Below are 21,384 nucleotides of genomic sequence, written 5' to 3'. Positions count from 1 at the left end.
GAAGCCACTGTGCGGTTCGCGTTGACTGAGGACCAGACCGCGCTGCGCGACGCGGTGCGGGCGCCGCTCGCTGCGGGCGGCTGGTCCACGCTCGCCGATCTCGGCGTGTTCGCCGCCATGGCCGACCTCGGCCTGGACGAGACCGACCTCGTCCCGGTCCTTGAGGAGGTCGGCTACGCCGCCGTCGCGCTGCCGGTCACCGCGACCGCGTTCGTCGCCGTGCCGCTGCTCGCCGCGCTCGACGACGACCGGGCCGCCGCGGCCGCCACCGGGTCGCTGCGGATCGCGGTCGCCGGGCCGGGCGGCCTCACCCCGTTCGGCGGGCACGCCGACCTCGTGCTGCACCTCGACGGCGGTGTCGCCCGGATCGGTGGCCTGAGCGCTGCCGCATCCACTGTGGACACCAGTCTCGACGCCGTCGTCTCCACGGCTGCCGGCGTCCTCACCGACGACCCGGCACTCGTCGAGGCCGCCGCCGCGCGGGCCGCCCTCGGCCACGCCGCCGAACTGGTCGGGCTCGGCCGGCGGATGCTCGACCTGACCGTCGGCTACGTCCAGCAGCGCTACCAGTTCGGGGCGCCCGTCGGCAGCTTCCAGGCCGTCAAGCACCAACTCGCCGACGCGTACCTCGGCCTGGAGTTCGCCCGGCCCGCCGTCCTTGCCGCCGCCTGGGCCCTGCAGGAAGGCGCGGACGCGGGACCCGCCGTCGACGGCGCCGTCGTGCTCGCCGCCGACGCCGCGCACGCGGCGAGCCGCGCCGCGATCCAGTGCCACGGCGCCATCGGCTACACCGTCGAATACGAACTGCACCGCTTCGCCAAACGCGCCTGGGCCCTCGCCGCCCTCGCCGGCCCCGGCGACCACCTCGCCGCCCTCGCCACCACCATCGGTCTGAAGGAGCAAGGGACATGACCGACGAAGCAGACGTCGTCCGGTATCGCACCGAAGGCCCGGTCGCGGTCGTGACGATGCACCGGCCGCAGTACCGCAACGCCCAGAACTCCGCGATGACCTACGCGCTCGACGACGCGCTGTACCGCGCCGCCGACGACGACGAGGTCAAGGTCATCGTGCTCACGGGGGAGGGCAAACACTTCTCCGCCGGGCACGACATCGGCACGCCCGGCCGGGACATCGACACCACGTTCCCGCGCCGCGCCGGCCTGTGGTGGGACCACGTCGGCAAACCCGGCGCGGAGAGCCGCTTCGCCCGCGAGTCCGAGGTGTACCTCGGCATGTGCCGGCGCTGGCGGGAACTGCCGAAGCCGACCATTGCCGCGGTCCAGGGCGCCTGCATCGCCGGCGGGCTGATGCTGGCCTGGTGCTGCGACCTCATCGTCGCCGCCGACGACGCGTTCTTCGCCGACCCGGTGGTGCGCATGGGCATCCCGGGCGTCGAGTATTTCGCCCACCCGTGGGTGATGGGTCCCCGGCACGCCAAGGAGTTCCTGTTCCTCGGTGAGCGGGTGTACGCCGACCGCGCCCTGCAACTCGGCATGATCAACCGGGTCGTGCCACGCGCCGACCTGGAATCGTCCACGATGGACATCGCCCGGCGGATCGCGGAGATGCCCCGCCTCGGCCTCGCCCTGACGAAGAAGGCGGTCAACCAGGCCGAGGACCTGATGGGCCTGCGCGCCGGGATGGACTCGGTGTTCGGCCTGCACCACGTCGCCCACGCGCACAACGCCGAGGTCGGCCACGACTCCCTCGCCGGGCACGACGCCCGGTCGATGCGCGACGGCGGTCGCTGATGCCGCGACGGTACGACGGCCGCGTCGCCCTCGTCACCGGTGCCGCCTCCGGCATCGGGCGGGCCGTCGCGACCCGCCTGCGGGACGAGGGCGCCCGCGTCGCCGGCCTCGACACGGCCGCCGTGGACATCGACGGGGTGCGCGGCATCCGCTGCGACCTGCGCGACGAAGATCAGGTCGCCGCCGCCGTCGCCGACGCGGCCGGCTGGGGCGGCCGGATCGACCTGCTCGCCAACGTCGCCGGGGTCGCCTCCTACGCGCACACCACCGACGTCACCCTCGCCGAGTGGGACCGGATCCTCGCGGTGAACCTCACCGGCACGTTCCTCGCCTGCCGGACCGCGCTGCCGCATCTGATCGCCGCGCGGGGTGCCGTCGTCAACGTGGCGTCCCTGGCAGGGGTCCGCGGCTGGCGGTACAGCGCCGCGTATTCCGCCGCGAAGGGCGGGGTCGTCGCGCTCACCCGGGCACTCGCCGTGGAGTACGCGCCGGATGGGGTGCGGGTCGCCTGCGTGTGTCCGGGGTCCGTGGACACGCCGCTGAAACGTAACCTGGTGCCCGTGGCGGACCAGGACCCGCGGCTGGCCGGGCACGCCCGGGCGCTGCTCGACCCGCCGGTCGCCGAGCCGGACGAGGTCGCCGCCGCGATCGCCTACCTCGGCTCCGCCGAAGCGCGCTTCGCCACCGGTGCCGTGCTGCGCCTCGACGGCGGCGCCGGTGTCTGAGTACCCTCCGGACGTCGTCGCCGCCCACCACGCCTCCGGCACCTGGACCGCCGAGACGATCGCCGCGATGGTGGCCCGCAACGACCCCGACCGGGTCGCGTTCATCGCCCCAGAGGGCACCTTCACCTGGGGCGAATACGACATCCTGTCATCACGCCTGGCACAGTCCTATGTGGATGCCGGGTTCGCGCCCGGGGACCGGCTCGCCGTCCTGCTCACCGGCGGCGCGCTGACCCACGTCGCCTACCTCGCCGCGCAGAAGGCCGGCCTGGTTACCGTCGGGATCGGCCCCCGGGCCGGCGACGCCGAGATCATCCACCTGCTGGCCAAGACCGGTGCGGTGGGGCTCGCCACCCGCTGGTCGCACCGCGGCCGGCCGGGCGCGGAGATCGCCGCGCGCTGCGGCGCGCCCCGGCACGTACCACTCGACCTGGCGTCCCTGCCCGCCGCTGACCACCCGGGCCCTGGGCTCGGCGCGGACGACCTGTTCTTCGTCAACTCCACGTCCGGCACGACGGGGCTGCCGAAGTGCGTACGGCAGACGATGAACAACCGCAAGTACTTCGGACCCCTCGCCCACGCCGCCGGCCGGTTCGGCCCCGATGAGGTCTTCGCCAGCGTGCTGCCCGCCCCGTACGGCTTCGGGCTGTGGAGCGCCCACATCGTGCCAGCCATGTACGGCTACCCGACCGTGCTCACCGCCGAGTTCGACGCCGCCGAGACACTGCGGCTCATCGAGGAACACCGGGTCACCGTGCTGTGCGCGGTCACCGCCCAGTTCATCATGCTGCTGAACTCACCGGCGTTCGCGACCACGGACCTTTCCTCGCTACGGGTCATGTTCACCGGCGGGGAACGAGTGCCGGTCGAGCGGGCCCGCGAGTTCGAGGAACGGACCGGCTGCGCGGTGCTGCAGTTCTACGGCTCCAACGAGGCCGGCCCGCTGTCGGTGACCACCGTGGACGACCCGCGCACGGCCAGGCTGACCACCGCCGGCCGGCCGATCCCCGGGGCGCGGCTGCGGCTGCTCGCCGACGGCGCCGACGTCACCGCCGACGGGGGACCGGGCCAGGTGGCCGCCAGCGGCCCCGGCTGCACCCCCGGCTACCTCGACGACGACGCCGCGAACGCCGCCCTGTTCCGTCCCGACGGCTGGCTGCTGACCGGCGACGTGGCCACCGTCGACGGCGACGGCTACCTGTCCATCACCGGCCGGATCGCGGACTTCATCATCCGCGGCGGCCACAACGTGAGCGCGCTCGTCGTGGAGGAGGCGGTCGGCGCCCACCCGTCGGTCGCGCAGACCGCCGTCGTCGCCGTCCCCGACCCGGTTCTCGGCGAACGCGTCTGCGCCTACATCGTCACCCGCGACGAGCTGACCCTCGACGCCCTGCGGGTGCACCTGGACGCGGCAGGGGTGTCGAAGCAGAACTGGCCGGAGTACCTGGTCGCCCTGCCGTCGCTGCCCCTTGGTACCGGCGGCAAGGTGGACAAGGCGGCGCTGCGCGCCGACGCGGCCCGGCGCTTCACCGCCTGACGTCCGCGGCGCCGCGGGCACCGGGCAGCATGGCGGCACGGGCGACGCTGCGACCTACCGGGACCTCGGGGAGGCGGCCTGGGCGTGGACGCTGCGCCACGTGCACCGCGACGACGGCCGTGGCTGCCTGACCGGGTCACCGACGGCTGGCCGGAGCCCGCGCCTGACCGGGACTCCCATCCTCGCCGGCATCGCGGGGCTCGTGCCGGTCCTCGCCGAGATCCGGCTGCGCCGGCCGCTGAGCGGGGCCGAGACCGCGCTCTCGGGCGGGATCGTCGAGCGGCTGGCAGCGCAGGCCGAGGCGCGCGTGGAGCCGTCGCTGTACGACGGCGAGCTGGCCCAGGTAGGTCAGCTTCAGTGCCTGATGAGGGTCTGGGCCACCTGGCCGTCACCGATGGGGCGGCCGTCGAGGGTGGCGTGCACGTCGAAGAGGTAGCGCCGGCCGCGGACGTCGGCGAGGACGGCCGTCACCACGAACTGCTGGCCGGTGCGGGCCGGGCCGGTGTGGCGCACCCCGATCCAGGTGCCCAGTGACGCGGTTGCCGGCGCGAAATACGGGCGCAGGACGTCGGCGGCGGTGTCCTCCAGGCAGGCGATGAGCGCCGGGGTGCTCAGCACCGGCTCGGTGTCCGGGACGTGGTCGGTGGTCTGGTCCGCGGTGACCGTGAAGGTGCGGGTGCGGGAGGCGCCTGGGCCGAGGTCGGTGCGCAGCAGCCGGTGCGGTGCCTCGTCGCGGGGTGCGCCGTGGCGCACGCGGAGGTCGGCGACGAGCCGCTCACCCCGCACCAGCCGCAGCATCACCACCCGGCCGCCGGTCGCACCCTCCACGGAAGTGAGCCGCAGCGGGTCGTCGCCGTGACCCGCTGGGTCGCCGTGCCAGATGAGCTGCTCCACGTGGGCGTCCGCCGGGATGGGCAGCAGCGGCAGGATGCGAAGGTCCGCCGGGGTGCCGGCGGGGGCAGTCCAGAGGTCCGGCACGCGGCGCTCCCTACCTTGACATGCTCGAAGGGTCAGGAACAGAATGGCACAACCAAGCGCTTGTTTGGTAGAGGTCTTGGGGGTTCTTCGTGCACGACCTGTTCCCCGCCGGAGCCGCGCCGGCGCCCGGCAGCGTCCACGAGCGCTACGTCGCCGACCGCCTCGCCGAGGTGCGGGACGGCGAGACGCTGCCCGACACCGTCCGCCGGCACGCCGCGGCGCAACCGGACGGCATCGCCTTCGTCGCCGGCGACGACCGGCTCACCTGGGCGCAGTTCGACGCCCGCTCCACCGCCTTCGCGCAGCGGCTCGCCGACGCCGGGCTCCCGCGCGGCACCCGCGTCGGGGTCCTGCTGCCCGACGGCGTCGAGGTGCACGTCGTGTACCTCGCCGCGATGAAGGCCGGCATGATCGTCGTCGCGATCGGCCCGCGGGCGGCCCGTCTGGAGGTCCGGCACCTGCTCACCGTCGGGGGTGCCACCGCGCTCGTCAGTCTGGCCCGGCACCGCGACGAGCCGGTCGCCGCACTCGTGGAGGGGCTCGGCATCGTCGTACACCTCGAAATCCAGAAACTCGAGGACGGCACGGTCGCGCCGAAAGGGGCGCACGAGCTGCGCCGCGACGAGATCCACCTGCTGAACTCGACGTCTGGCACGACCGGCATGCCCAAATGCGTGGTGCACAACCAGGACCGCTGGTTCTACTACCACGAGCTCGCCGTCGAGTGTGGCGACCTGCGCCCCGACGACGTGTTCCTGACGCTGATCCCGGCGCCCTACGGCTTCGCGCAGTGGACCGCCAACTTCACCCCCACGCTGCTGGGCGCCCCAACCGTGGTCATGCCCCGCTTCTCCGCCGACGAGGCGCTGCGCCTCATCGAGCGCGAGCGGGTCACCGTCGTGTGCTGCGTCAGCACCCAGTTCATCATGATGCTCAACTCGCCGGTCGCCTCGGACGTGGACCTGTCGTCGCTGCGGGTCATGTTCACCGGCGGCGAGGCCGTGCCGTTCGAGCGGGCCGCCGAGTTCGAACGCCGCACCGGCGCCAGAGTGTTGCAGTTCTTCGGCTCCAACGAGACCGGCGCACTGTCGCGGACCTCGGTCACCGACACCACCGACCAGCGGCTGCGTACCGCCGGGAAGGTCATCGACGCGATGCGGGTGCGGCTGTTCGCCGAGGACGGCACCGACGTTACCGCCGTCGGCGGCCCCGGCCAGGCCGCGTGCGCCGGCCCCGCCACGTGCCTGGGCTACTTCGCCGACCCTGCCGCCAACGAGGCGCTGTTCACGGCCGACGGCTGGATGCTCACCGGCGACATCTGCACCATCGACGCCGACGGCTACCTGCGGGTCGTGGACCGCAAGTCCGACTTCATCATCCGCGGCGGCAAGAACATCAGCGCCGCCGCTGTCGAGGACCACGTCGGCTCGCACCCCGCGGTCGCCATGGTCGCCGCGGTGGCAGCGCCGGACCCGACATTCGGCGAGCGGGTCTGCGCCTTCGTCGTGCTGCGCGACGCGGAGACCCTCGACCTCGACGGGCTCCGCCAGCACCTCGACGCGCGCGGGGTGTCCCGGGACAACTGGCCGGAGCGCCTGGAGATCGTGCCGGACCTGCCCCGCGGCTCCGGTGGCAAGGTCGCCAAGGCCCAGCTCCGCCAGCGCCTGCGTGCCTGAAAGGCGTTGCCGCTCCGTCAGGCCTTCGGGCCAGTGAGCAGATCGCGCAGGCGGCCGCGCTGGATCTGGCCGGTCGCGGGGGTGCGGGGGATCGTGCTGGTCGTCGCGACTCGGCGGGGCACCTTGAACCCGGCGAGCCGGCCCTCCACATGCGACCGCACCTGGGCCACCGTCGGCGGCGGGCAGCCGTCGGGGACCACGAACACCGCGCAGACGACCTCGCCCCACCGGTCGTCGGGCAGGCCGACGACCGCCACGTCGAGCACGCCCGGCAGGTCGCGTAGCGCGTGCTCGACCTCCGCCGGGCCGACCGACTCGCCGCCGGTGCGGATCACCTCGCGGGTGCGGCCGGTCAGGAACAGGTAGCCGTCCTCGTCGAGGCGGCCGAGGTCGCCGGAGCGGTACTCGCCGGTGAGCGGGTCGGCGCCGAGGTAGCCGTTCATCAGCGCGGGGCCTTCGACGCAGACCTCGCCGTCGGCGGCCAGCCACAAGGCGTTCGGGGTCGCGGCCCGCCCGACGCTGCCGGGCTTGCGGGCCAGATCCCAGTCGTGCAGTGCCGCCATCCGGCCGGCTTCGGTGGAGCCGTACAGGATCGTCGTGGTCGTGCCGGGCAGCCTGGCCTTGATCCGTTCGACGAGGTCCGCGGCGACGCTGGACGTGCCGGTGTCGGCGTGCAGGAGCGAGCGCAGGTCGGCGGCGCGGTGCTCCCGGTCCAGCAGACGTTCCCAGACCGCCGGGATGCAGTACAGCGCCGAGGGGCGCTGCCGGCGGACCACGTCGATCACCTCGACGGCGTCGGCGCGGCGCACCAGGTGCACGGCGGTGCGGTGCTGCCAGGCCTCCATCACGTAGTGCCAGCCGCCGTAGTGGTACAGCGGGAACGTGCACACCACGCCGCCGTGCCCGCGCAGGCCGCTGGTGAACGTGCCGCCGCCGGGTGCCGCACGCAGCCAGCTCGCCCGGTGGCTGACCAGGGCGCCCTTCGGTGTGCCGGTGCTACCGCTGGTCAGGTAGACGATGTGCGGCGCCGCGTCGTCCACCGGCCGCCGGTCCCAGCCGCTGGAGCCGTTGCCGAGGGTTTCGTGGTGTACGACTCCCGCCTCGCCGAACGCCAGGTCCGACAGCACGAGCCGGGGGTCGAGGTACCGGCGGACCGCGTCGCGCTCGTGCACCGGCAGAGCGGGGTTCAGCGGGGCGAACACCGCGCCGAGCCGCGCGCAGGCGACGAACACGTCCAGGGAGCGCAGGGTGGGCGTCGCGCACCACAGCACGATGTCGCCGGTGCCGACCCCGCGGGCGGCGAGGGCGTTCGCTGTCCGGTTCGCGGCGACGTCCAGCTCCGCGAACGTCACCGCCCCCGCGCCGAGGGTGGCAGCGGTCCGTCCAGGGGCGGTGAGCGCGGCAAGCGTGACGATGTCCCCGATCAGCAGGCTCATGCGGCTGCGTCCCACGGGCCGATGCTGACCTGTGCGGGGCCGGCTGCGGCGTGCGCCGCCTTGTCGCGGGTGATCTCCAGGGCCTTCGGCAGCGCGTCGACGCCGTCGAGCCGGTGCGTCACCAGGCAGTCGAGGTCGACGTCGCCGCGGCGCACCAGGCGCAGCGCCTGCTCGAACGCGCCGCCGCCGGGGGAGTAGCCGCCCGCGCCGGACCGCGGGTGCAGCAGTGCCACGGCACGCTCCCGCAGCAGCCCCAGCGGTGCGCTCGCGTGCCGGGGCAGGACCGCGACCATGACGATCCGCCCGCCGCGCCGCACGCATTGGGCGGCCAGCTCCAAGGTGGACGTGCCGGCGAGTCCGGCGCTCGGCATGCCGCCCGCGGTCTCGAACACCACGTCGGCGCCGATGCCGCCGGTCGCCTCCAGGACCGCGGCGTGGACGTCCTCGGTCGCGTCGATGACAGCATCGGCACCGGCCGCGAGAGCGAGCCGCCGTTTGGCGGGGCTGCGGCCGGTGACGATGATCAGGCCGGCGCCGCCGTGCCGGGCCACCTGCGTGTGCAGCACACCCATCACGCCGGCGCCGAGGATGAGGACGCTGTCGCCGGGCCGCACCTCGGCGATGGCGTGCCCGTGCAGCGCGCCGGCGAGGGGCTGCACGGCGGCGGCCTGCGCCGCGGTGACCCCGTCCGGGACGGTGACGACCGACTTCGCCGGCACGGCGACCCGCTCGGCGAACGCCCCCGCCCGGGTGAAGCCGAGCACACCGGGGGAGGGGCAGGCGTCCGGGCGGTCCCGGCGGCAGGCGGCGCAGGTGCCGCACGCGGCCGTCTCGACGGCGGTCACCCGGTCCCCGACCGCGTGCCCGCTTCCCGGCCCGGCGATGCTGATGACCCCGGCGAACTCGTGGCCGCCGAAGCGGGTCGGCCCGGCGGCGAGCCGGGCGGCGAGGACGTCGTGCATGGCGACCGGGTCACCGGCGATGAGCATGCACTCGGTGACGCTCGGCTGGACGCAGGCGACGTCGATGACGACCTCGTCCGGCCCGGGGACCGGGTCCGGGACCTCCTCGACGGTCGGATCGCCGAAGCCGTGCAGTACCAGTGCCCGCATCTCATGCTCTCCTCGGCCGTGCTTGACGGTGCGGTTAGATTTTGTATTCAATATTCAAATCTCGTCAAGGGAGGCTCGGATGGAGCGGGAGCTCATCGTCACCGGGGTCGGCGGGCAGGGCATCCAGCTGCTCGCGAAGACCCTCGCCCTCGCCGCCACCCGGGAGGGGCGCTATGCGATGCTCGCCGCGGACTACGGCGGCGAGATGCGCGGCGGGCCGTCCAAGGCCGGCGTCGTCGTCGGCGACGCCCCATTGCACGCCCTGCCGATCCTGCCGTCAGCCTGGTCCGCGATCTTCGCCCACCATCGCTTCGCCGAGGGCGTGCAGGACCGGCTCCGACCCGGCGGCATCGTCGTGGCCAACACCCCGCTCGTCGACCCCGACGGCTTCCGCGCCGACCTGCGGGTCTTCGTCGTCGACGCGATGGCCGCGGCCAAGGAGTGCGGCGCGCCGAACGCGTCCGGGTTCGTCCTCCTCGGCGCCTACAACGCCCTCACCACGATGGTGGCGGCGGCGTCGCTGGTCGCCGCGATGGAGGAGCTGCTGCCTCCCTACCGGCAGCAGCACGCCCCCGCCAACGCGCGCGCCCTCGAGGCGGGCGCCCTGACCGTGCGGGCCGGTGTGGCATGAGCCTGGAACTGCTCGACGGCGGGGCCGCCATGGCTGAGGCGGCGATCGCCGCCGGGTGCCGGTTCTTCACCGGCTACCCGATGTCACCGTTCACCGGCCTGCTGGAGGAGATGTCACGGCGGCTGCCCAAGGCCGGCGGGGTCTGCCTCAACGCGGAGAGCGAGATCGAAGGCGTCAACATGACCCTCGGCGCCGCCGCGGCCGGAGCCCGCGCCGCGACCGGCTCGTGCGGGCAGGGCATCGCGCTGATGCAGGAGGCGATCGCCGAGGCCGCGCTCAACGAGACCCCGTTCGTCGTGTTCAACCTGGCCCGCAACCAGCAGGACTACTTCCAGGCCACCCGCGGCGGCGGCTGGGGCGACTACCGCACGATCACCCTCGCCCCGAAGGACGTCCCGGAGGCCGTCGAGCACACCCAGCTGCTGTTCCACCTCGCCGACAAGCACCGCGCGCCGGTCATGCTGTACGGCGATCCGCTGCTCGCGCAAACCCGCGTCGGCGTCGACGTCCAGGCCCTCGACTTCGGCCCGCTGCCGGCCAAGGACTGGGCGCTGGACGGCACCGGCGGCGGCACCGGCCGCAGCCGCCAGATCTGGACCTGGGCGATGGGCAAGGCCAACGACCCCGGCCCCGGCCCCGACGGGCACTGGCGCGCGGTCGCCGGCAAGTTCGACCGGATCGCCGCGGAGGAGCAGCGCCACGAGGAGTCCATGGTGGACGACGCCGAGACCGTCGTGGTGGCGTTCGGCACGGCGGCGAAGTTCGTCGAGCACGTCGTGACCGGGCTGCGCGCCGAAGGCCACCGCATCGGCTGGTTCCGGCCCGTCACCCTGTGGCCGTTTCCCGGCGCCGCGCTGCGCCGTGCCACCGCCGGCGCCCGCAACGTCCTGGTCTTCGAGCTCAACGCCGGGCAGATGCTCGACGACGTGCGCATCCACGCCGCCGACCGCGACGCCGTCCGGTTCGTCGGCGGGGTCAGCATCGCCGAGTCCGGGCTCTCCTACGGTCCCCTGCTCGACGCCCCCGTGATCCGCGAACGAATCCTAGGTGCGACATGATCATCGACACGTCCGGGCCGCCCGCCGTCCCGGCGAAACAGGTCGCCGACTTCAAGCCCAGTCTCCTGCTCGGCGAGCACTCGCTGTGCCCCGGCTGCGGCGAGCCCGTCGCCCTGCGGATCCTGCTGGAGGTGCTGCAGGAGCTCGACATCGTGCAGCGCAGCATCGGCGTCGTCGGGCACGGCTGCTACGGCAGCTTCGTGCGCATCATGGACGTCGACGTCCTGCAGTGCCTGCACGGCCGCGCCCCGGCGTGCGCCACCGGCATCAAACGGGTCCGCCCCGGCGTCGCCGTGTTCACCCTGCAGGGCGACGGGGACATGGCCAACGAAGGGCTGCAGGAGGTGCTGCACGCCGCCGCCCGCGGTGAGAACATCACCTGCGTGATGCTCAACAACGGGGTCTTCGGCGACACTGGCGGCCAGCAGACCGCCACCACCGTCCTCGGCCAGCGCACCAAGACCAGCATCGACGGGCGCGACCCGGACACCCACGGCTACCCGATCCCGGTCGCCGACCTGGTCGCGTCGCTGCAGGGCGTCGGCTACGTCGCCCGCGGCGCCGTCTCCAGCGCCGGTGGGGTGCTGCAGGCGAAACGGATGCTGCGCAAGGCGTTCGAGACGCAGCTCGCCGGTGGCGGGTTCAGCCTGGTGGAGATCCTCACCATGTGCCCGACCGGCTGGTTCGTGCCGACCGCCGAAGGACCGTCGTATCAGCAGGGCACCATGGAGCAGACGTACGGCATCGGCGAGCTGGTGACCCGGTGAAGCTGCAGCGGGCCAACACCAGCGAGGCGGTCGCGGCGCACGTGCTGGACCTGTTGTTCGCCGGTGAGCTGCGCAGCGGCCAGCGTCTCGACCTCGACGAGATCGCTTCGCGGCTCGGCGTGAGCCGGGTGCCGGTCCGCGAGGGCCTCATCCAGCTCGAACGCGACGGTCTCGTCGAACGCGCCCACTACAAACGGGCGTTCGTCGCGGAGTTCGACGACGCCACCGTCCGGGAGGCGTTCGAGCTCTACGGCATGCTCAGCGCGTTGACCAACCGCCGCGTCGCCGCGCGCCGCGACCCGGCGGTCGTGGAGGCTCTGGGCAAGCTCGACGAGAGTCTGGCCGGCTGCGACGACCCGGCCGAATTCGAGTCCCTGGCCCGCGAGTTCCGCCGGGTCGTCAACGTCGCCGGCGCCAGCAACCACCTGCGGGCGCTGCTGCGCACGTTCAGCGGCCTGGTCCCGGCCGCGGCCCGGTTCTCCATCGACGACGCCCTGCCGGCCGAGCGCGCCGCCCTGCACGCCGAATACGCCGCGATCCGCGACGGGGACCCCGACGCCGCCGGCGCCGCGGCCCTCGCGCACCTGCGCCTCACCGCCGACAACGCCGTCGCCGCGCTGCGCCGCCGCGGCGTCTTCCCACCGTCCGTCGTGGACGGTGCAGAGTGGACGGACGCGGCGGCCGTCCTGAAGGGAACGACCCCGTGAGCCGTGGCACCCTCGTCATCGACACCGACCGCTGCAAGGGCTGCGAGCTGTGCCTGGCCGCCTGCCCACCCAGCGTGCTGAGCATGTCCGCGACCGTCAACGAGCAGGGCTACCGGTATCCGGAGCTGCACGACGGCTGCACTGGATGTACCGCCTGCCAGATCGTCTGCCCCGACTTCGTCATCGCCGTCTACCGATACACCCCGCCGCCCGCGTGAGGGTGGCGGGGCTCCCGACGGACGGTCAGTTGTTGAAGTCAGCGCTGGTCAGGAAGCCGGCGTTGACCCGCGCGCCGCCGCTGTCGTAGCAGGCCACGTCGCGCGCACAGTCGCACCGAGACGGTTTGCCGACAGTCCGTGGCGCTGGTGTTCGTTCATCATGTCCTTCGATATCTCGCGACGCCGCACCCGGCGGTCCTCGCCGTCGCCGTCGCCGCCGTGTGGTTCCTCGTCCGCGACGAGCCGGCCGCCCCCGGCGCCGGTGACTGCCTGAGGAAACCCACCCCGTCGACGTTCGAGACGGCCGACTGCGGGTCCACCGGCGCGCGGTACGTCGTGCTCGGCCGGGTCGAGAACCGCGCCGACGAGGACGCCAGGGACGTCTCGATCATCTGCGCCCGGTGGCCGGACGCCGCCTTCGACTACTGGCGCGAACAGCCCGGCAGCAAGGGCGTCGTCATCTGCGCCAAGGAGCGCTAGCCCGCGGGGCTTGATGAACACGTCGTCTGCCCGGTGGATCGGTGGTCCCAGCAGACCGGCGATCCACCGGGTAGTCATGCTGCCGCCTTGGGCGGCGCCACGTCAGTGGCGAGGTGAAGTCAACCAAGCGATTGCTTGATTTACTGGCGAGGTGCGGCTTAATCTTCTAAAAGATTTGGAGGTGAGCCGTGACACTCACGACAGCACCGCCCGGCTCGACCGACGCGCCCATGCGCGACGGCGGGACCGCCACCTGGTCGCCCCGCATCACCCCGCCGATCGGCGTCGACCTCACCGACCGGCAGGCCCTGGCCTGCGCGTTCCGCATCCTGGGGAACAGCGGCTTCAGCGAGAACATCGCCGGCCACATCACCATGGTCAAAGACGGCCCAGGCGGCCCAGGCGGCACTGAAGGTGCCATGTGGGTCAACCCGTGGGGCCTGTGGTGGGAGGAGATCTCCGCGTCCGACCTGTGCGTGGTCGACCGGGACGGCACCGTCCTGGATGGCCGGTGGGACGTCACCCCGGCCATCCACATCCACACCGAACTGCACCGGGTCCGGCCCGACGCCAGGGTCGTCGTGCACAACCACCCGTACTACGTCACCGTGCTCGCCGCGATCGGAGTGCTGCCGCAAATCGTGCACCAGACCGGGTGCATGTACGACGGCGACCTCGCGTTCGTGCACGAATACACCGGCGAGGTCGACGACGCCGCGCTCGGCGCCGACCTGGCCCGCCGGATCGGGGACAGCTCCGTGGTCATCCTCGCCAGCCACGGCATCATCGTCACCGCCCCGACGATCCAGGAGGCGACATACCGCTCGGCGAGCATCGACCGTGCCTGCCGCCTCGCCTACGACGTCATGCTGCTCGGCCGCGACCCCCTGGAGATCGCCCCCGGCCTGCGGCACGGCATGAAGAAGTCACTGCTGGAGCGGGGCACCGACGTGTTCTGGGCCGGCGCCGTGCGCTCACTGTTGCGCCGCGAGCCTGAAGTACTGGACTGAAAGGCAACGTCATGGCATCGATCGACGAGTTACTGCAGAACAGTTCGTTCACCATCGCCGACCGGTCGAAGGTGACCTTCCTGCCCGACCCGCCCCGCCAGCCCCGCAAGTACACGTTCATCTCCGTCGACGACCACATCGTCGAGCCGCCCGACGCGTTCGAGGGCCGCATGCCGGCGAAGTTCGCCGAGCAGACGCCCCGGGTCGTCGAACAGGACGGCAGCCACGTCTGGATCTACGACGGCAAGGAGTTCCCGAACGTCGGCTTCAACGCTGTCGTCGGCCGGCCGGTCAACGAGTACAGCATGGAACCGAGCCGCTTCGACGACATGCGCCGCGGCTCGTGGGACATCCACGAACGCATCAAGGACATGGACCTCAGCGGCGTGTACGCCTCGCTGTGCTTCCCGTCGTTCCTGCCCGGCTTCGCCGGCCAGCGCCTGCAACTGTCCACGAAGGACACCGAGCTGGCCCTCGCCGCCACCCGCGCCTGGAACGACTGGAACATCGAGGCGTGGTCCGGCGCCTACCCGGACCGCATGATCCCCTGCCAGCTGCCGTACTTCCTGGACCCCGAGGTCGGCGCCCAGGAGATCTACCGTAACGCCGAGCGCGGGTTCAAGGCCGTCACCTTCACCGAGGCACCGCACCTGCTCGGCATGCCGTCGCTGCACACCGGGCACTGGGACCCGATCATGCGCGCCTGCGAGGAGACCGGCACCGTCATCAACCTGCACATCGGCTCGTCGGGAACCTCGCCGTCCACCGCCCCGGACGCCCCGCCGGACGTCGTCGGCGTGCTGTTCTTCGGGTACTCGATGTTCTCCGCCGTGGACTGGTTGTACTCCCGTATCCCGGTGCGGTTCCCCGGCATCAAGATCGTGCTGTCGGAGGGCGGCATCGGCTGGGTGCCCGGCCTCGTCGACCGGCTCAACCACATGCTGAGCTACCACGAGATGTACGGCACCTGGAAGGGCATCGACCTGACCCCAGCCGAGGTGCTGCTGCGCAACTTCTACTTCTGCGCGGTCGAGGACCCGTCGTCCTTCGCGCTGCGCGACGTCATCGGCGTCGACCACATCTTCCTCGAGCAGGACTACCCGCACTGCGACTCGACCTGGCCGCACACCCAGCGCACCATCGAGGAGGAGATCGGTGGCCTGCCCGACGCCGACGTGCGCAAGATGACCTGGGAGAACGCGTCCAGGGTATACCGGCACCCGGTCCCACCCGCGGTCCAGGACGACCCGGACGCCTACTAGACTCCGCCTCCATGGTCTCAGCCGACCGGCTCGCCGAGCAGGTGGCCGATCACATCCGCGGCCAGATCGTGCGCGGTGAGCTCGCAGACGGCGCCCCGCTGCCCAAGTCGGAGGAACTCATCCAGCGCTACCCGGTGAGCATGCCGACGTTCCGCGAGGCGATGCGCATCCTGGAGGCGGAAGGCCTGATCACGGTCCGCCGGGGACGGCTCGGCGGTGCGGTCGTGCACCGGCCCTCCCCGGCGAACCTCGGCTACAACCTCGGCCTCGTCCTCGCCGCGCAACGCGTCGGCATCGACGACGTCGCCACCGCGCTCCGCCACGTCGAGCCGGCCTGCGCCGCCCTGTGCGCCGGCCGGCCCGACCGGGCCGACACCGTGGTCCCGCGGCTGCGGGCGCTGCACGAGGAGTATCTGGCCCGCATCGACGACCTGGTCGAGGTCGTCGGCGTGTCCCGCCGCTTCCACGAGGCCCTCGTCGGCCTGTGCGGCAACCCGCCGCTGATCGTGCTCGCCGGGGCGCTGGAAGCCCTGTGGTCCAGTCACGAGCAGGACTGGGCCACCCGCATCCGGGAGACCACTGGCGTACCACTGCGCGAACGCCGCGCGGCCGGCGAGGTGCACGGCCGGATCCTCGCGCTCATCGAGCAGGGCGCCGCCGACGAGGTGCACCGGCTCGTCACCGAGCACCTGACGTCCGCGCAGCGCAACCCCAGCCCGGCCGGCCCGTCCGCCGTCATCGACACAGCCCTGATCCGCCGGCAGCCACGCGGGTAGCGGAGGTAACGGCCTTTTTCGAAAGCGGTTCAGTCTCCGGAGGGATGAGCATTCGTAAGTCCCCGGCGACCGACGGGTCTGTCAGTGACAGGGACGGTCGGCGGTTGCCTGCTGCGGGTAGCGGCACAGGACGCTGCTGAGGTGCGGATGTGCTCCGGTGGTGGCGGCGGGCAGTGTGTCGGGCGCGCGGTCGTGTTCGACCCAGTCCACGAGCGCGGCGAGCGGGTCGGTGGGGACGGGTCCGGCCCCGCCGGAGCAGCGCCCCACGCCCGGGGCAAGGAAGACGCGGTAGAACCGGTCGGTGGCCTTGGCGCCGCCCATGGCGGATTCGACGCGGCGTCGGTAGTCGACCGTGCCCTGCGAGAAGACGGCTGGGTCGGCCAGGCCGTGCCAGGTGATCATTTTGCCGCCGCCGGCGGTGCGGAAGGCGGACAGGTCGGGATCGTCGGAGCCGATGACGGCGCTGTAGCGGGCCTGGGACTCGTTGAACAGGCGCTCGTACTCGGCGTCGCCGATGGTGGAGACGTCGCGGTGCGGTTGGCGCAGCAGGAAGTAGCGGATCCAGTCCGCGGCAACGGGGAACGGCACGCCGTGCCTTGGCCCGAGCAGGGGCTTGGTTGTGCCGGCCAGCCAGCTGAAGGACGCGCCGCGCGGCAGGCCGTACCACTGCCGTTCGCCGGCGCGGGTCGTCGGGCCGTCCCAGATCCGGCGGACGATGTCGGCGTCCGCCGGGCTGATCCGGATCGTGCGGCCGTGACAGCGCACGCTCGTGCCGACGAGCCGGCCGGGGTCGAACCGGCAGGTGTCTGGTCGCGAGATGATCCCGTCGAGGCGCCCGTCGTCGCTGTCGCACGCGGCGATTGCGGCGCGGTTGAAGGCGGCGAACTCGCATGCGGTCGGATGGACACCTGCCTCGTTCATGACGACCTGCGGCCAGAGCTGCGCCAGGGTAAGGCGGTTCCAGGCGATGGCGGGCGCGTCGGCGAGGATGCCGTCGAAGTCGCCGGGGTAGCGCTGCGCCTCGGTCAGGCCCTGCCGGCCGCCGGTCGAGCAGCCGGTGAAGTATGAGTAGGCGGGCGGCCGGCCGTAGAACCCGGTGATCACCTGTTTGCCGATCTGGCTCATGTCGTGCACTGAGCGGTAGGCGAAGTTGGCCAACAGCCCCTCGTTGATCGTCCGGTCCCGGCGCAGCGCCCAGACCGGCGGGCTCTTGGCGGTGCTCGGCACACCGGCGTCGGTGGACGCCGCCGCGTAGCCCCGCCGGACCGCTGGGCCGAGGGCGCGCTCGAACTCGCCCGCGGCGAACGCTCCGCCGCCGGTGGCCTGGAAACGGCCGTTCCACGTCGATTGTGGCAGCCACACCTCGATGCGGACCTGGTCACGAAGCGGCGGGTGCGTCAGGATGATCGTGACGTCGCAGGACGCCGGAACGCCGCTGGCACCGGGCCGACCGAGGCGGGAGGCCCGCGCACTGATGCCGTCCGGGCGGGCGACCGCAGACATCGCGAGGATTCGCGTGCCGGGTAGGGACGGCTGGGACAGGTGTGGGCAATTGCTGTGACCGGTGAGCAGCACGGCGGCGGCGGACAACGTCAGCGCCACCGGCAGTAGGAGCGCGCCGATGACAGTCAGAGGTGTTCGCATCGCTGCTCCCGTGGGACGGCCGCGCAGGCGGACCTGCATCGACACCGCGCTGACTACCCGCCGAGGCCCGCGTCACACGCCGGCGGAGCAGACGGCGCCGGGCCGAGCGTGCGGAAAGCCCGATCTGGGCAACGATCGGCGCGGGTGTGGGCATCCTGAACACCCTAAAGGCAGTGATCTACCGGCGTGCCGAGGCGGGCCGGACGGCCCGAGCCGCCGCGGCGGTGGGAGATGCTGAGCCGGCTGGTCCGGCGCTGGTTCTGCGCTGGTCGGCCATTGGTCGGCCGTCGACTTCCAGGCACGACGAGCGCCGGGCGCCTGCGACAACCCCACTCGCCGTGAGAATGATTCGTGTCCACAGTCCGACAGCTGCGTTTCCCGCTCCCGTCTGATCGGTACATGATCGACGCCGCGGCGACCGGCAGCGGCCACTTGTCCCGGCCCACCGGGACGGTGGTCCCTTACCGCTCGGGACAGGCGCGTGGTGTTCTGCTCGGGCCAGGCCGCATGCCGTCGCCCCGGCCGAACCGGCCGGTGCGTGGCCCGGGAAGCGTCGTGAGACCGTTGGTGAGGAAGTTCTTTGAGACGTAGCTCAACCGGCCGGCGTTGGCTGGCCCTGGCCGTCGTCGCGACACTGGCGGCGAGTGGCTGCACCGACGACAGCGACCGCGGCGACACAGCCGCACGCGGCGCCGTCGACCGCAAGTCCGTCGCCGCCGCCGCTGCCGGCCTGCCCGCCGAGCCGGCGGCCGCGGCGGAGCAGCTCGTCGCGACGATCACCAGCGACCCGGCCGGCGCCCCGGCCGCCACCGCCGAGCTGCTGCGGCGCTCGGGGTTCGCGATCGTGTCCGCGAAAGGGCCGGTCGTCGCCGCCCCGGACGAGGTGACGCTGCTGGACGCGCCGATCTACGCCGAGCTGGTCCCGCTGCTCGCCGAGGCGACGCGGGAGGGCGACAGGTACACGCCGGAGCAGTTCTCGGCGCTGCTGGTGGCCGTCGGGCTGACCGACAAGGCGCCGACCTTCGCGCAGCTCGCCACGGCGATCGGCGGCTGGGGCAAGCAGCCCGGCGACGGCGCGGTGTTCACGACCGCGGGCGCCGCCGTGCGCGCCCTCGCCGCCCAGCACCGCCAGGTGATCCATCCCGCCGCCGACCCGGCCGAGGTGTGGTTCGACCCGTTGCAGACGATCCTCCTGCTCAGCCACGCGACGAGCCGGTTCGCGCTGGTAGCCAAGGGTGCCAAGAACGGCACGGCCGCGCCCGCGCCCGGCCTGCTCGACCGGCTGGTCGGCGGCGGCGTGGCCCACGCGGAGGACCCGAAGGGTGCGTGCGGCGAGTTCGCGGCCCTGTTCGCCGCCCCGGACGACCCGGTCATCAAGGCCAACAGCGACTTCCTGAAAGGGGAGCTCAAGGACCGGCTGGCCGGCGCGATCCTCGGCGAGGGCGCGAAGGAGATCTTCGACAAGGCCAACGAGGCGTGGGGCAAGGCCGGCGCCACGGCCAGCGCGATCATGCTGATGCTCGGCACCCGCATCGACCTCACCGCCGACAAGTCCGCGACGCACTTCAAGCACGCCCCGGGCAGCCGCGGCGAGCACGTGACGCTGACCGCCACCGCGATCTTCGACATCAAGGTCGCCCTGGAGAAGCTCGAATGCTACGCGCTCGCCGGCGTCGAGATGCCGAAGGCCGGGCCGATGGAGGGCCTGACGGTCCGCTGGTCCAGCCAGCAGCCGCAGGTCGGCACCATCCAGAAGGGCGGCGGCCAGCTCTTGCAGGCGGTGGCCGCGGACAGCGCCAAGATGACCCGTGGCGAGAAGACCGGCAAGGACGGCAAGTCCACGCTGGAGGTCAAGCCGCCGGTCGAGGACCCGCCGGGCGAGGGGCCGGAGCTGCGCGGCAAGGCGACGTTCATCGCGGCGCTGGACAAGGAGAGCTTCCCGTTCGAGCTCGGCGATACCTACGGCCTGCTCGGCAACCCGGTCGGCTACGGCATCGGCAAGACCTTCGACCTGCTCCGCGACGTCCTGGTCAAGGCCGGGCTGCCGAGCCAGACGATCACGGTCGCGGTCACCTATCACGGCTCGGACATCCTCGTCGCCAAGGGCAGCAACTCCGTGAACCTGATCCTCGCGTCGATTCCCAAGGTGTACGTCGACCTGGTGAGCTGCACCGGCCTGGCCGGGCCGTTCAAGGGCAAGGGCGGCTACAGCGGGGTCGAGTACAGCGAGTTCGAGCAGCTTGCCGGCGCCGTCGCCGGGATTCCCGTCCCGAAGAGCATCGGCGGCCAGGAGAACTCGAACCTCAGCGTCCTGACCAACGACCGGTCCGGCCCCAACCCGTTCTTCATCATGACCGGCGAGGGCGGCAAGCAGTTCCTGGACGGGGTCCTCGACCTCAACCCGGACCGCTACCTGAACACCCGCGCCGAGATCCTCGACGACTGGCGGGTCGGCCGCCCGGTCGGCGAGGTGGAGATCCTCCTGGCCGGCAACTCGTTCCCGCTCAGTGACCTCACCTGGCCCGTCCTGCGGGTCACCGAGGACCCGCGCTGCCCGAAGGTGACGTATGAGTACGACAACCTCTGACCACCGCCGCCGGGTGCTCACCGGACTGCTCGCCACGGTCCTCGCCGGGGGCCTCGCCGCGTGCACCTCGGACCACAAGCCCGCGCCGCGGCCGACGACCGGGGCGGGCGCGAACCCGCCGGGGGCCGCGCTGCCGGCCGGCTTCGCCGGTCTCTACGTCACCCCCGAGGTGATCGCGGTACCGCTGCCCGGCGACGGGCTGCGCATGGTCACGGCGCAGCGGTGCGACCGCCTCGTGGACATGCTGGGCGCCGGCCAGTGGTACGTCGCCGACGAACTGCGCTACCCCAAGGAAGCGGCGACCTCCCAGGAGGTCTTCAGCGGTCTCGGCCTGATGCCCGCCCTCCTGCTGCGGCGCGGCGACCGGCGGGTGTTCGCCACGATCGAGGGTGCCACGGACTGCACGGCGACCCTCACCACCCTGCCGGCGCAGGAGATCACGGTCAGCGGTGCCGGGATGCCCGGCACCCGCCCGGGCTGGGCGGCCACCACCCGGTGCTACCGCAGCGGCGGCGACCTCAGCGTGTCGTTCTACTTCGACACGGACGCACACGTCGGCGCCATCGGCACCGTCACCATCGCCGCCGACGGCAGCGTCTCCGACGAGGACCTGAGCATCACCGTCGTCCAGCACACCGGCGCCCTCATGAACACCCTGTCCGGCCTCGACTGGTCCGCCCCGAAACCGAAGAAAGGGGTGACCCTCAGCGAACTGACGGCGGAGGACGTCGGCGGCGCGAAGGCGTCGATGACCGGCCCGGCCGAGCGGCCCGCGGGCACACTGACCCTGCCGGCCCTCAGCGACGACGCGGGCAAGCTGGGCGAGGTCAGCATCACCGTGCCGTTCGCCTGCGCGGAGGTCGGCACCCTCGGCGCCTGACGCGTGCTGTCTCACGGGCGTGGGGGGGGGGGGCGGGCCCCCCCCCCCCGGGGCCCGCGGGCGAGCGGGCGGGGGGGCGGCCGGCCCGGCCCCGCGCGGCCCCGCGGGGGGCCGGGCCACCCACGCGCGGGGGCGCAGCGCCGGGG

The 21,384-nt window shown here is 72.7% G+C and carries 20 protein-coding genes; 16 read left to right on the top strand and 4 right to left on the bottom strand.

The annotated features are described in order from the left end of the window. Window positions 1–9: 9 nt before the first annotated feature. The 4 genes from ACFY3L_RS43740 to ACFY3L_RS43725 are packed head-to-tail and all read left to right on the top strand — an operon-like array spanning window position 10 to window position 4,016. The gene (locus ACFY3L_RS43740) at window positions 10–912 is read left to right on the top strand and encodes an acyl-CoA dehydrogenase family protein (RefSeq protein WP_389338940.1); all 903 of its coding nucleotides are present in this window, start codon (window positions 10–12) and stop codon (window positions 910–912) included. Further along, entirely contained in the window at window positions 909–1,754 is an 846-nt protein-coding gene (locus tag ACFY3L_RS43735) for an enoyl-CoA hydratase (RefSeq protein ID WP_344499718.1), read from the top strand. The genes ACFY3L_RS43740 and ACFY3L_RS43735 overlap by 4 nt, the downstream gene beginning before the upstream one ends. Beyond that, on the top strand, window positions 1,754–2,479 hold the full coding sequence (locus ACFY3L_RS43730) for an SDR family NAD(P)-dependent oxidoreductase (RefSeq protein ID WP_389338938.1): 726 nt from the start codon (window positions 1,754–1,756) through the stop codon (window positions 2,477–2,479). The genes ACFY3L_RS43735 and ACFY3L_RS43730 overlap by 1 nt, the downstream gene beginning before the upstream one ends. After that, window positions 2,472–4,016: a class I adenylate-forming enzyme family protein gene (locus tag ACFY3L_RS43725; RefSeq protein ID WP_389338935.1), complete on the top strand. Its 1,545-nt coding sequence runs from the start codon at window positions 2,472–2,474 to the stop codon at window positions 4,014–4,016. Before ACFY3L_RS43730 ends, ACFY3L_RS43725 begins: the two co-directional genes overlap by 8 nt. A 354-nt stretch (window positions 4,017–4,370) precedes the next feature. Here the strand turns inward: ACFY3L_RS43725 and ACFY3L_RS43720 are convergent, their stop codons facing one another. Then, complete coding sequence (locus tag ACFY3L_RS43720) at window positions 4,371–4,994, bottom strand: hypothetical protein (RefSeq protein WP_354894194.1); 624 nt, start codon at window positions 4,992–4,994, stop codon at window positions 4,371–4,373. An 89-nt stretch (window positions 4,995–5,083) separates the two neighbouring features. On the opposite strand from ACFY3L_RS43720, the gene ACFY3L_RS43715 reads away from it, so the two are divergent. Then, the gene (locus tag ACFY3L_RS43715; protein ID WP_389338932.1) at window positions 5,084–6,670 is read left to right on the top strand and encodes a class I adenylate-forming enzyme family protein; all 1,587 of its coding nucleotides are present in this window, start codon (window positions 5,084–5,086) and stop codon (window positions 6,668–6,670) included. Between the two features lie 17 nt (window positions 6,671–6,687). Here the strand turns inward: ACFY3L_RS43715 and ACFY3L_RS43710 are convergent, their stop codons facing one another. Both ACFY3L_RS43710 and ACFY3L_RS43705 read right to left on the bottom strand, forming a co-directional pair. Beyond that, window positions 6,688–8,121: a class I adenylate-forming enzyme family protein gene (locus tag ACFY3L_RS43710; RefSeq protein WP_389338929.1), complete on the bottom strand. Its 1,434-nt coding sequence runs from the start codon at window positions 8,119–8,121 to the stop codon at window positions 6,688–6,690. Continuing rightward, the gene (locus tag ACFY3L_RS43705; protein WP_389338926.1) at window positions 8,103–9,218 is read right to left on the bottom strand and encodes a zinc-binding dehydrogenase; all 1,116 of its coding nucleotides are present in this window, start codon (window positions 9,216–9,218) and stop codon (window positions 8,103–8,105) included. The genes ACFY3L_RS43710 and ACFY3L_RS43705 overlap by 19 nt, the downstream gene beginning before the upstream one ends. A 79-nt stretch (window positions 9,219–9,297) precedes the next feature. Here ACFY3L_RS43705 and ACFY3L_RS43700 point away from each other — a divergent pair, with 79 nt between their 5' ends. From ACFY3L_RS43700 to ACFY3L_RS43660, 9 genes are all read left to right on the top strand, one after another. Then, complete coding sequence (locus ACFY3L_RS43700; RefSeq protein WP_344499734.1) at window positions 9,298–9,849, top strand: 2-oxoacid:acceptor oxidoreductase family protein; 552 nt, start codon at window positions 9,298–9,300, stop codon at window positions 9,847–9,849. Continuing rightward, window positions 9,846–10,907: a 3-methyl-2-oxobutanoate dehydrogenase subunit beta gene (locus tag ACFY3L_RS43695; protein ID WP_389338923.1), complete on the top strand. Its 1,062-nt coding sequence runs from the start codon at window positions 9,846–9,848 to the stop codon at window positions 10,905–10,907. Before ACFY3L_RS43700 ends, ACFY3L_RS43695 begins: the two co-directional genes overlap by 4 nt. After that, the gene (locus tag ACFY3L_RS43690) at window positions 10,904–11,674 is read left to right on the top strand and encodes a thiamine pyrophosphate-dependent enzyme (RefSeq protein ID WP_360558785.1); all 771 of its coding nucleotides are present in this window, start codon (window positions 10,904–10,906) and stop codon (window positions 11,672–11,674) included. The genes ACFY3L_RS43695 and ACFY3L_RS43690 overlap by 4 nt, the downstream gene beginning before the upstream one ends. After that, window positions 11,671–12,381: a GntR family transcriptional regulator gene (locus tag ACFY3L_RS43685; RefSeq protein ID WP_389338920.1), complete on the top strand. Its 711-nt coding sequence runs from the start codon at window positions 11,671–11,673 to the stop codon at window positions 12,379–12,381. The genes ACFY3L_RS43690 and ACFY3L_RS43685 overlap by 4 nt, the downstream gene beginning before the upstream one ends. Next, window positions 12,378–12,599: a 4Fe-4S dicluster domain-containing protein gene (locus tag ACFY3L_RS43680; protein WP_344499742.1), complete on the top strand. Its 222-nt coding sequence runs from the start codon at window positions 12,378–12,380 to the stop codon at window positions 12,597–12,599. Before ACFY3L_RS43685 ends, ACFY3L_RS43680 begins: the two co-directional genes overlap by 4 nt. A gap of 147 nt (window positions 12,600–12,746) precedes the next feature. Then, window positions 12,747–13,079 (top strand): hypothetical protein, encoded by a 333-nt coding sequence (locus ACFY3L_RS43675; protein WP_389338917.1) that lies wholly within the window; start codon window positions 12,747–12,749, stop codon window positions 13,077–13,079. 188 nt (window positions 13,080–13,267) lie between these two features. Continuing rightward, the gene (locus tag ACFY3L_RS43670) at window positions 13,268–14,089 is read left to right on the top strand and encodes a class II aldolase/adducin family protein (protein WP_389338914.1); all 822 of its coding nucleotides are present in this window, start codon (window positions 13,268–13,270) and stop codon (window positions 14,087–14,089) included. 11 nt (window positions 14,090–14,100) lie between these two features. Further along, on the top strand, window positions 14,101–15,351 hold the full coding sequence (locus ACFY3L_RS43665; protein ID WP_389338911.1) for an amidohydrolase family protein: 1,251 nt from the start codon (window positions 14,101–14,103) through the stop codon (window positions 15,349–15,351). Window positions 15,352–15,362: 11 nt separating this feature from the next. Beyond that, complete coding sequence (locus tag ACFY3L_RS43660) at window positions 15,363–16,127, top strand: FadR/GntR family transcriptional regulator (protein WP_389338908.1); 765 nt, start codon at window positions 15,363–15,365, stop codon at window positions 16,125–16,127. 81 nt (window positions 16,128–16,208) lie between these two features. Here the strand turns inward: ACFY3L_RS43660 and ACFY3L_RS43655 are convergent, their stop codons facing one another. Continuing rightward, window positions 16,209–17,771 carry a tannase/feruloyl esterase family alpha/beta hydrolase gene (locus ACFY3L_RS43655; RefSeq protein ID WP_389338905.1) on the bottom strand — a complete coding sequence of 521 codons (1,563 nt, stop codon included), beginning with the start codon at window positions 17,769–17,771 and terminating at the stop codon, window positions 16,209–16,211. 580 nt (window positions 17,772–18,351) lie between these two features. On the opposite strand from ACFY3L_RS43655, the gene ACFY3L_RS43650 reads away from it, so the two are divergent. Further along, a complete protein-coding gene (locus ACFY3L_RS43650) occupies window positions 18,352–20,358 on the top strand; it encodes a hypothetical protein (RefSeq protein ID WP_389338902.1) in 2,007 nt (668 codons plus the stop codon). Next, on the top strand, window positions 20,339–21,238 hold the full coding sequence (locus ACFY3L_RS43645; RefSeq protein ID WP_389338899.1) for a hypothetical protein: 900 nt from the start codon (window positions 20,339–20,341) through the stop codon (window positions 21,236–21,238). Before ACFY3L_RS43650 ends, ACFY3L_RS43645 begins: the two co-directional genes overlap by 20 nt. Window positions 21,239–21,384 lie beyond the last annotated feature (146 nt).

Source organism: Dactylosporangium sp. NPDC000521 (genome assembly GCF_042898305.1).
Classification (GTDB): Bacteria; Actinomycetota; Actinomycetes; order Mycobacteriales; family Micromonosporaceae; genus Dactylosporangium.
Note: the sequence above shows the minus strand (reverse complement) of the source record. Positions and strands in the feature narration are given on the sequence as shown.

What these genes read in the sequence shown, in the direction of transcription:
- ACFY3L_RS43665 (WP_389338911.1), top strand. Translation starts at nt 14,101, where the DNA reads ATGGCATCGATCGACGAGTTACTGCAGAACAGTTCGTTCACCATCGCC.
- ACFY3L_RS43655 (WP_389338905.1), bottom strand. Translation starts at nt 17,771, where the DNA reads ATGCGAACACCTCTGACTGTCATCGGCGCGCTCCTACTGCCGGTGGCG.
- ACFY3L_RS43660 (WP_389338908.1), top strand. Translation starts at nt 15,363, where the DNA reads ATGGTCTCAGCCGACCGGCTCGCCGAGCAGGTGGCCGATCACATCCGC.
- ACFY3L_RS43700 (WP_344499734.1), top strand. Translation starts at nt 9,298, where the DNA reads ATGGAGCGGGAGCTCATCGTCACCGGGGTCGGCGGGCAGGGCATCCAG.
- ACFY3L_RS43705 (WP_389338926.1), bottom strand. Translation starts at nt 9,218, where the DNA reads ATGCGGGCACTGGTACTGCACGGCTTCGGCGATCCGACCGTCGAGGAG.
- ACFY3L_RS43690 (WP_360558785.1), top strand. Translation starts at nt 10,904, where the DNA reads ATGATCATCGACACGTCCGGGCCGCCCGCCGTCCCGGCGAAACAGGTC.
- ACFY3L_RS43695 (WP_389338923.1), top strand. Translation starts at nt 9,846, where the DNA reads ATGAGCCTGGAACTGCTCGACGGCGGGGCCGCCATGGCTGAGGCGGCG.
- ACFY3L_RS43645 (WP_389338899.1), top strand. Translation starts at nt 20,339, where the DNA reads ATGAGTACGACAACCTCTGACCACCGCCGCCGGGTGCTCACCGGACTG.
- ACFY3L_RS43730 (WP_389338938.1), top strand. Translation starts at nt 1,754, where the DNA reads ATGCCGCGACGGTACGACGGCCGCGTCGCCCTCGTCACCGGTGCCGCC.
- ACFY3L_RS43735 (WP_344499718.1), top strand. Translation starts at nt 909, where the DNA reads ATGACCGACGAAGCAGACGTCGTCCGGTATCGCACCGAAGGCCCGGTC.